The 10,239-nt window shown below is 35.6% G+C and carries 9 protein-coding genes; 5 read left to right on the plus strand and 4 right to left on the minus strand.

Annotated features, from left to right (window positions below):
- Positions 1-412: 412 nt before the first annotated feature.
- Positions 413-976, minus strand: a complete 564-nt coding sequence (locus tag F6K54_RS31850) for a hypothetical protein (RefSeq protein ID WP_293086923.1) — start codon at positions 974-976, stop codon at positions 413-415.
- 88 nt (positions 977-1,064) lie between these two features.
- Here F6K54_RS31850 and F6K54_RS31855 point away from each other — a divergent pair, with 88 nt between their 5' ends.
- Positions 1,065-1,298, plus strand: coding sequence for a hypothetical protein (locus F6K54_RS31855; RefSeq protein WP_293086926.1), 234 nt, complete (start codon positions 1,065-1,067; stop codon positions 1,296-1,298).
- Positions 1,299-1,714: 416 nt separating this feature from the next.
- Complete coding sequence (gatB, locus tag F6K54_RS31860; protein WP_293086929.1) at positions 1,715-3,199, plus strand: Asp-tRNA(Asn)/Glu-tRNA(Gln) amidotransferase subunit GatB; 1,485 nt, start codon at positions 1,715-1,717, stop codon at positions 3,197-3,199.
- Between the two features lie 1,083 nt (positions 3,200-4,282).
- Here gatB and F6K54_RS31865 read toward each other — a convergent pair.
- Entirely contained in the window at positions 4,283-4,954 is a 672-nt protein-coding gene (locus F6K54_RS31865; RefSeq protein ID WP_293086932.1) for a TVP38/TMEM64 family protein, read from the minus strand.
- 574 nt (positions 4,955-5,528) lie between these two features.
- Between F6K54_RS31865 and F6K54_RS31870 the strand changes: the two genes are divergently transcribed.
- The 3 genes from F6K54_RS31870 to F6K54_RS31880 all read left to right on the plus strand — a co-directional run bounded on the left by F6K54_RS31870 (position 5,529) and on the right by F6K54_RS31880 (position 6,655).
- Positions 5,529-5,852, plus strand: a complete 324-nt coding sequence (locus tag F6K54_RS31870; RefSeq protein WP_293086936.1) for a hypothetical protein — start codon at positions 5,529-5,531, stop codon at positions 5,850-5,852.
- 10 nt (positions 5,853-5,862) lie between these two features.
- Entirely contained in the window at positions 5,863-6,213 is a 351-nt protein-coding gene (locus F6K54_RS31875) for a DUF839 domain-containing protein (protein WP_293086938.1), read from the plus strand.
- Between the two features lie 211 nt (positions 6,214-6,424).
- Positions 6,425-6,655 carry a hypothetical protein gene (locus tag F6K54_RS31880; protein ID WP_293086941.1) on the plus strand — a complete coding sequence of 77 codons (231 nt, stop codon included), beginning with the start codon at positions 6,425-6,427 and terminating at the stop codon, positions 6,653-6,655.
- A gap of 205 nt (positions 6,656-6,860) precedes the next feature.
- Here F6K54_RS31880 and F6K54_RS31885 read toward each other — a convergent pair whose 3' ends face one another.
- Both F6K54_RS31885 and F6K54_RS31890 read right to left on the minus strand, forming a co-directional pair.
- Complete coding sequence (locus tag F6K54_RS31885; RefSeq protein WP_293086944.1) at positions 6,861-7,640, minus strand: carbon dioxide-concentrating mechanism protein CcmK; 780 nt, start codon at positions 7,638-7,640, stop codon at positions 6,861-6,863.
- Between the two features lie 455 nt (positions 7,641-8,095).
- A complete protein-coding gene (locus tag F6K54_RS31890) occupies positions 8,096-9,388 on the minus strand; it encodes a hypothetical protein (protein ID WP_293086946.1) in 1,293 nt (430 codons plus the stop codon).
- Between the last annotated feature and the right edge of the window lie 851 nt (positions 9,389-10,239).

Below are 10,239 nucleotides of genomic sequence, written 5' to 3' on the forward strand. Positions count from 1 at the left end.
GGTTTCTCACCATAAATAGGCAGATAGTCACCATCTAAAAATGAAGCGACACTTGTATAACTTTCCTCAGTTTCTATAAATATAATTCCATATTCGTCGCACAACTGAGTTATTCTTTCTTTGATTCTAGCTGTGGGAATTGGTACAAATTCTGAATTACTTTTTTTTCCTAATTCTATTTCATTTTTCTGACCTTGATTCCAACCAAAAACAATTGTACCAATAGAATTTTTGTGCGCAATGATTAATTACTATTCTGGCTGCTTTATTAATACCCAAATCGCATTTGGCGGTTACGTTTTTCAGTAATGACAGCTAGCCTATTTGACCAAAATCCAGTCGGTTTATTTTCTTTAATGGTTGATACTTGTTTGTTGTACCAACCCACCCCTATCCCCTCCCGGGAGGGGAACTAAAGGGGTGGGTGTTTACCATCTAGGATTAAGCTAGTACCAACATTAGATACACAGGTCAACCAATTATTTAAACCATGGTCAATTCCTAATACATTGTCTTGATTTAATTGAGGTTTAACTACTACTTCTTTTTCATAGACAAATTCTTGGGTAAAACATTTGTTTCTCGGTAATATTCTCAGTTCTTTCAGAGATGAAAATTCTAGATTGCTCGGCATTGGAATTAAAAAGCTATCTAGACCAAACCAGCATTTACAGGTATTACCTAGTGGCACTCTAATTTGATTATCTTTAAGTTTTAATGCTTGCTTGGGGTAACTTACTGTAGCCATTCCCCCTTTTTTTCTGTAGTTAGGAATTTTTGGTCTGTATGAGATTTTACCTTCACTATAGGCTTTTATTAGACCATAATAAGACCTAAATGATTCAGCTACAGTTCTCAATATTTGTTGTGCTGAAGAGCGAATATAGAACTTTGTAATGATAGTTCTTTTTGTAGACTTTTTCCAAGTCATACTTGCTAATGCCTTTTTGAGATTTAAAATATAGTTGCCTGGCATAATATATTCCCATGTTAGTTAGCTTGTGAGACTGTTCACATAAGAATGTTAAGATAGCAATTAATTCAGGATTTTTATTTACTAAAACTTGCTGACAAGAGTACATTTGAAACGGGCGGACCGAAAAGTTATTGTTGCTCATCGCCTTTATTATGGTAAATATTTGTGCCGTGACTGGAATAGTAAATATAAAGGTGAAGAACAACTTGATAATTTTGAAATATTTTTTATGTCAGAAAAAACTTTGCCAAACTATCAAACTCCTGAAGTCAAAAAAGTTTCGATTCATAAACATTATTGCTTTAAGAAACCCAAGGGATAAAATGGCCATTCGCCCCCTACTGTGGTCTACCCAAATGAAAACCGCTGTAATTCCCATATTATCTACTCTGTACGGACGTTGCATCCAACGTCCCGACTACTCCCTACTCCCTACTCCCTACTGCCTCAGACATCAATGAGTCAGAAGTCAAAAATTAGAAGTTAGTTGGCAATTATCCTATGAAAAATTCGGCTCGCTGTACACTAGAACTAATGTACCTTTAAATTTTCAATAGCAGTCAGCAGTTAGCAGTCAGCGGTCAGCATTAGGACTTTTTTTTATGCCTTGGGGATATCAACCCCGACTCAACCATCCAGCGTATTAGTTGCCGGGGTATAAACCCAAGGTCAAAAAACTGATAGCTGAAATGCTGAAATGCTGACCGCTAGTTAACTTTTGACTTAATTCAAAAATCTATGGCTACAACTTTACAAGTAAAAACAGAGTATGAAGCAATAATTGGTCTAGAAACCCATTGTCAACTTAACACCCAAACCAAAATTTTCTCCGCTTCATCCACAGAATTCGGTGCCCCACCAAACACCAATATTGACCCAATATGTATGGGAATGCCTGGAGTATTACCCGTACTAAATCAAAAAGTCCTAGAATATGCCGTAAAAGCAGGACTAGCCCTCAATTGTCAAATCGCACCCTATAGTAAATTTGACCGTAAACAATATTTCTACCCTGACTTGCCCAAAAATTATCAGATTTCTCAGTATGACTTACCCATCGCTGAAAATGGTTGGCTAGAAATAGAAATAGTAGATGAAGATGGCACTGCAAACTGTAAAAAAATCGGCATTACCAGACTACACATGGAAGAAGATGCAGGTAAATTAGTCCATGGAGGTAGCGATCGCCTATCTGGTTCAACCTATTCAATGGTGGACTATAATCGTGCAGGTGTACCATTAGTAGAAATTGTATCAGAACCGGATATACGTTCTGGACTAGAAGCGGCAGAATACGCTCAAGAACTACAACGAATTGTCCGCTACCTTGGTGTGAGCGATGGTAATATGCAGGAAGGTTCTCTACGATGCGATGTGAATGTTTCTGTACGACCTGTGGGCCAAAAAGAGTTTGGTACTAAGGTAGAAATCAAGAACATGAATTCCTTCAGTGCTATACAACGGGCGATCGAATACGAAATTCAACGGCAAACTGAAGCTATTGAAGCGGGGGAAAAAATTGTTCAAGAAACTAGACTCTGGGAGGAAGGTTCTCAACTTACTATTAGTATGAGGGTTAAGGAGGGTTCTAGTGACTATCGTTATTTTCCCGAACCTGATATTCCACCTATAGAAGTCTCGACTCAGCAGTTAAATGATTGGAAAGCTGAGTTACCAGAGTTACCTGCACAAAAACGTCACCGTTATGAAAGTAATTTAGGTTTATCTGCTTATGACACTCGCGTGCTTACTGATGACTGCAAAGTAGCAGAATATTTTGAAGCAACAGTTACAGCAGGTGGAAATGCAAAACAAGCAGCTAACTGGGTAATGGGAGATATTACTGCTTATTTGAAAAATGAAAAAATTAGCATCACTGATATTGGGCTTAAACCAGAAAATTTAGCCGAGTTAACTACAATTATTGAAGATGGTACTATCAGTGGCAAAATTGCAAAGGATATTCTGCCAGAATTATTATCAAAAGGTGGTTCTCCTAAACAATTAGTCGAGAAAAAAGGTCTAATTCAAATATCAGATACTAAGGCGATAGAAGCAATTATTGATGAGGTATTAGCGGCGCATCCAGAAGAGTTAGAAAAATATCGTGCTGGTAAAACTAAACTGAAAGGTTTCTTTGTTGGGCAAGTGATGAAGAAGACTCAAGGACGTGCCGATCCAAAGATGACAAATCAATTAATTAGTAAGAAGTTAGAAGGGTAAATATTAATTAATAATTAATAATTAATAATTAATAATTAGGGTTTGCTGATTAAATCTAAAGGAGCGTATTTTAGGCGCATAGTTGGGCAGCAAAATTATTCTTACAATTCTTACTCCTACCTCCTCGCTCAGTCCAATTTCTCCTGTCTCCTACCCTATACCCATAAGACTTTTGAGCGCAAACTCTAATTAGGGCTTGCTGATTAAATCTCAAAGCATTGACTGATATTGGTTGTAGCATTTTTTTGCCTTTAAAAAGTGCGCCTGTTTTCGGTCTAAAGGGCTGCATAAAGCTAGTATTTTGGGATGATTATGGCAGAAAAATCACTCTTACAATTCTTACTCCTACCTCCTCGCTCGTACCCATTTCTCCTGTCTCCTGTCTCCCCCTCCTGGGAGGGGGAGGGGCGAGGGGTGGGTTGTCTCCTGTCTCCTACCCTCACCCATAAGACTTTTGAGCGCAAACCCTAATTAGGGCTTGCTGATTAAATCTCAAAGCATTGACTGATATTGGTTTGAGGCAATTTATGTCTGGAAAAAGTATGAGCTTTTCACAAGCTATTGTTAAAAAAGTGAGGATTTTCACCGAAGCAAAAGCCGAAAAATCACTCTGACTATTTTTTTTTCCACTGACTCTGTAATTCCCATTTATTCTACGCCCTAATATCATGTCCGGATAATTAGTGATAAAAAAACTTTATCCCTTCTAATCTTTTCTTCCCTTCTGCCTCCTGCCTCCAGCATAGCTGCCTTCCTTCCTCCAAAGTATAACTATTCAACCGGACATGATATAACTACTCCCTACAAAGAGCAAAAAGACTTTTGAGCGCAAACTCTAATTAGGGCTTGCTGATTAAATCTAAAAGCATTAACATATAAAGACTTTAGGCTTTTTGGGGCCTTTAAAAAGTGCGCCTGTTTCAGTCTAAAATGCTCAAAAAGGAGCGTATTTTAGGCGCATAGTTGGGCAGAAAAATCAAGGGACAATTCTTACTTCTACCTCCTCTAAATTCACCGTTCCTCCTGTCTCCTGTCTCCTGTCTCCTGTCTCCTAACCCTACTAAAAGACTTTTTCAGCAAACCCTAATTAATACTTTCTTCTAAAGCATTTTTTGCTAGTCGGGTTAAATAAATAGTTATTGCAACTGTGGCAATTAAACCAACTATATTAATTATCCATTTAGTTACTTCTACAGTAGAATTTGTCGGTTGTTGAGACATACCAATTAAAGTAATATCACCTATTATAGAACCAATATAAACATACATTACTGTTCCTGGAATCATTCCTAGAGAACCCAAAATATAATCTTTTAAAGAAACCTGCATGACACCAAAAGCATAATTCAAAAGATTAAAAGGGAACAAAGGGCAGAGTCTAGTTAAAAATACTATTTTAAATCCTGCTTTAATAACAGCTCGATCGATCGCTTGAAATTTTGGATATTGATTTAATTGTTGATAAATCCAATTATGAGATATATACCGTCCGATAATAAAAGCTATTGTAGCGCCTAAAGTTGAAGCAAAAAAAACATAAATTGCACCCCAGATAGCTCCAAATATTACGCCTCCTCCTATAGTTAAAACTAAAGCAGGAATTAATAGTAAAGTAGCTAAATTATAAATTATTATGAAAGCGATCGGACTCCAAATACCTAAACTTTCAATCCAGACTAATTTATCTTTTAAAAGTTCCGGTAGGTTAAAATATTTAGCTCCAATAATTAGGCTTATAACTAAAAGAAATAACAAAAAAAACTTGAAATTTTTTTTTAATTTCCTCTGGGCATGAGTATTTTTCAAGAATTTAGAATTTAGAATTTAGAATTTAGAATTATTAAATAATTCTGGTTTAAAGTCTCCGCTTTTTTCTCAATGAATGAAGAGGCTTTATACCTGAATTTTTCGGTAATTGTTAAACTTATTTACTCCTTTGTGCATTAATTAAGTATCTAACTAGACACGATATAAATTATTAAATATCATCCTAAAATTATTTTTATCTTAGTTAACTATGAATTTTTACTGAGAATAATTACTGGAGAAATAAATAACTAAAATTATGCCTATCCATAGCTTAGTTTCATGAAAATACAACTACCATGCTATTACCCAATCATCAAATATACAATTAATTTTGCTTAACTACTTACAATACTGAATTTTAGGAATAGTTTGATTTAGGGTAGCGATCGCTTGCCTAAAAATTGTCAATTCAAACAGAGAAATCTAATTATAATAAATCTTTAATCAAAGCTTAAATTAATGTTAATTATTATATGTTATCTTATATTCATAATTTTTTATTATTGAAAAACTTAACTCAATGAATTTATATTATCGTATTTTCTGGAGTATAGTCTTAATATTAGCTAGTATTTTAACTACAAATAAAACCACCTTAGCTGCTGCAAAAAATACGAGCCTTTTGATTGACTCCAATAATAATAACTCTTATGAAAATCTTGTAGAACAAGCAGAAAACTTAGCCAAAAATACAATCAACCAAGAATTTGAAAATAATCCAGAAACCACAGAAATTACTATCACTATATTAGGAGAACATCAAAGTCAAATAGCACCTATTCTACGCTCAAAAATCTCTCGTTCTGAATGGCAAAAAAATACAGATTACAGAGAAGAGAACTAAATAAAGTTTTATGTCCAGACTAACTCGTAGAAAACTATTAATGTTTTTCGGATGTAGTGCAGCAGCTACAGCACTATCACCAAAAATTGGTAATTTTTTGGGTAGTAGCTCCGAAATAGCTCAAGCTCAAACCGGGGGTCTGAGTTTCACACCACTAAAACTGGCACATCCTTTAGAAGTATATGAAAGTAATCCCTGTTTCGTGCCTTTAGGAATTAATGGACAAGGGGCCACCAGAACAAGTCAGGATGTAGGAATAACATCTTATGAATATTTTGATGATGTTATAGTACCCCCTGAATATGAAAGATATGTAATAGTTAGTTGGGGCGATCGCGTATTTCCTAACCCAGAAGAATAATTTGGTTATAATGCTGACTATGATATTTAAGATTGATAACCTGTAATATCATGTCCGGATAATTAGTGATAAAAAAACTTTCTCCTTCAACTCCAGTTCTTCTTCTTTCTTCCCTCTTTCCTCCTGACTCCTGACTCCTGAGTCCTGACTCCTCCGTAGTTATTTATTTATCACTGTTCAACCGGACATGATATAACATAAGGAGAAATAAATGGAACTATCTGATTTCATTGAGGATAAGTTGAACAATTACGCAAAATCTATAATTGAGGGAAGTGCGAAAAGAGATGAAATTGCCCTAGGTGAAATGACTTTCTACATGACTTTACGTAGGGCATTAACTGGAAAGGCAACCCTTCAAGATATTGGTATGTTGGATGCCATCAACGATACCTTACAAGAAAAAGGAGTTATCGAACCAGGAAAATCTTTCTACAAATAAAAGAAAGTCAAATAAAATTTTCAAATGTTTTATCTGCTTGAGGGAATTTAGAGATTAATAATGTCGCTCCTTGAATTTGGCATTATTTGGATTAGAAAAAAGTGGTGAAACTTTTCCATTACAAGAATTACAAGAAAAAAGCTAACATACAGTTTTAACTGTTTCAGTGGCCTACTTTTGACTTTAAGCACATAACTAAAGTCTATTATTTATCCTGAACTTCTTCTTTCATCGGTACAGGAAGTTGAGAAAAATCTGGTAATCTCACAAGCTCCTTTTCTTTTTCTGTAATTGCTAATGGCAGACGTAGAGGTTCAGATTTTTCTTCAATTAAATAAGTAGCTACAGGTAATGTTCTTTCTAAATCATCTAATGCTCTAGGAATTACCATTACAGCATTTAAATCTCCAATTCTTTCTGCTTCATACATTCCAGCTTCCACTGCCACTGCCACATTAGAAACCGAACCGCGAACAATAGCAGTACATAAACCTGCCCCTGTAGTTTCATAAGCAGTCAACTGTACATCACCAGCTTTGAGCATTGCGTCACAAGCTCCCACCATTGCAGGAAAACCTTTAGTTTCTATTAAACCCACTGCCTTATTTTTAAACTCAGCAGAAACTCTACCTTGAGATAATTTAAGTAAAAGACTGCCAATAGGTAGTACAGCTTCTAAATTAGGTAAAGGTCGAGGAATCACAGTATGAGAAATAAGTTGTCCAAATTCTTTGGCTGTTTCTGCTCCAGAGTCTATTGCTAAACGAACATCAGCAACACCACCGCGAACTACCGCAGTACAATATCCACTACCAATTTTTTCATATCCTACCAAAATAACCCCAGATGACTTGAGCATCATATCAGCAGTACCAACTATGGCAGGAAAACTCCGAGTTGTGATTAAACCAAGGGCTGAATCTCTAAAGTTGATTGGGGATTCAAGAGATTCTAGATTATGATTATTGTGGGTTTGTATTTTCATTTTCTACTGTTATCTAACCTCTTTATTTCGGCGTAGCAATGAACCCACCTCAACTCTCTTCAAAAAAATTCTAGCTGATGGTCTTTAGAGCTACTTCAGGAAATTTTTATATGAAATCAAAAATAGAAATTAATATAGTTTACCTGATTAGACTTCACCTGAATAAAGACAAAGAGACTTTAAATAATTTTTTGTCCCTGGATGAGGGTCAAGTTTTATCAGTTAGGTCTCTACATTGATCAAATTATATTATATTTTTTTTGAAATTAGCAAGCCCTCTTGTATCAAAAAATAGTTATATTGTCAACTATACAATCGCTGTTTATCTGCTAAAAATATTCTGCTCTAAATCAGATTTTTTAGTTTATTTCAACTAGCATTAATAAAAAGTAACAAAAATTACTATAGTTCTCGGCATCTGCTGCTTCTGTGTTTCCCTTCTTGCTATTAATTGTCTAATCTTCTTCATCGGGATGAGAGCTAAGAGAATTTTTATGAGGAAATAAAGTTTTCATCATTCTATTTACATGATCTTGTCCGTAGATTGGAGGTTTCGTGGTTTCAGGTGCTTCTTCTTGTTCTTGTAGTTTAGTTTTAGCCTGCTCAATTTTATTTTGAATTTCTTCTTCATTTTGAGTTTTTTCTTGGTCTGGTGATGAAGAAGTATTTGTTAATTCTTGATTAACAAGGGCATTAGAATTATCATTTTCAGGCTCAGTTTTTTTGAAAAATTGATAATTACTGTTTAGTCCTTGATGATTAACTGAATAATTGAAAGTACTCTTCTGAGCAATATTTTCTTCACTCAATTCAGAACTATTGCTTAATTCTTGATGATTATCTGGATAATTAAAAGTACTTATTTGAGCAATATTTTCTTCATCCAATTCAGAACTATTGCTTAATTCTTGATGATTATCTGGATAATTAAAAGTACTTATTTGAGCAATATTTTCTTCACTCAATTCAGAACTATTGCTTAATTCTTGATGATTATCTGGATAATTAAAAGTACTTATTTGAGCAATATTTTCTTCACTCAATTCAGAACTACTTCTTAATTCTTGATGATTATCTGGATAATTAAAAGTACTTGTTTGAGGAATATTTTCTTCATCCAATTCAGAACTACTGCCTAATTCTTGATGATTATCTGGATAATTAAAAGTACTTGTTTGAGCAATATTTTCTTCATCCAATTCAGAACTACTGCCTAATTCCTGATGATTATCTGGATAATTAAAAGTACTTGTTTGAGCAATATTTTCTTTATTCAATTCAGAACTACTGCTTAATTCCCCAGCTACTGATAAATCATCATTACTGTTAATAGTAGTTGTTATTTGTGGTGTTAAAACTGTTTGAGATGGAGCTGTAGCAGAATTTTCTAAAATTTGTCGTCCAGACTCTCCGATAATAGAAGTAGGTTGTACAACTTGATTTGCTTCAATATCATGTTCTATAATCGTTGCCACTGAACCAATACAAGCATTAGCCCCTATTTGACTCTTACCAACTACTAACACTCCTGCACCAATAGTGACTCCCGACTCGACTTCAATGTTGCCCTGGTAAGCATGAAGAATAACCCCCATACCAATACAAACCCCTGTAGCAATAACTATCTGACAACCAGCAGCAGCCTGAAGAATGACACCAGATGCGATCGCCACATTCGGCTCAATTTTTACATCACCACTCACAAAAGGCTCAGTATTTTCAATAGGTTGTAGTGGTGTAAACTGCATAAATACTGCTCCATAAAACCTAAAAAACATCGGGAGAAAGTTAGCCAGTCCGTTTTAACGGCTGGTTGAATGACGACACGCGGGTTTTAACCCGAAGTAAAAGTCTGTTATACTAGAAACCATAACAAGTAAGAGCAAGGTTTGTCGCCATAACCTTTAGCTAGTGCGGTGAGATTCCGGCAGACAGGAGACGGGGACTTGATTTCCTACGACGGCTGTTTGCGCAGCATTCCGCAGGAAAAGCAAGTAGGCAGCTAGAGCAGCGAGAAGATTGCTCCAACACCTTGAGTAAAACCACTCTGAAAGTAAGCTCACAGCTAGATTTTTGTCTATGCCGAGGAGACTAGAAGTCTGTTGATAGGCTTAAAGCAAATGTGGATTTATCCCATTTGCGGTGGGTTAACCACAGAATCCAGGGTGTTTCAACCCCTGGAGATGTCAATCCTTTCAACTATCGAACTGAAAGCCAAAAGTTATCACTTTGAACTTTTGACTTTCTGTTTTTTTTGGCATTGCATAATTGCGGGATGATTTTATCAGAGAGAATCAACTTTAACGAAGTCAGAAGTCAGAAGTCAGAAGCGAGTGTGTAATTCTGAGGGGAACTCAGAATGTAAGACACACATCTGACAGTCAGAAGTTATTTTTGTAACGGGGATTTAAGCCCCGATCCAAGAATATTACGCCTTGAAAGTTGGGGTTTTAGACACATATTATTTTGATAATTAGGGGTCGATAGGAGCCTCACGACTCCCACCTCCCATTCAAAACCGGACGTGAGACTTTCACCTCATCCGGCTCCTGAGTTAACTAACCTGATTGTCACAGGCACAGTCTTCGTTTACCAGAGT

The sequence above is a fragment of the Okeania sp. SIO3B5 genome (assembly GCF_010692555.1).
In the GTDB taxonomy this organism is placed as follows: Bacteria; Cyanobacteriota; Cyanobacteriia; order Cyanobacteriales; family Microcoleaceae; genus Okeania.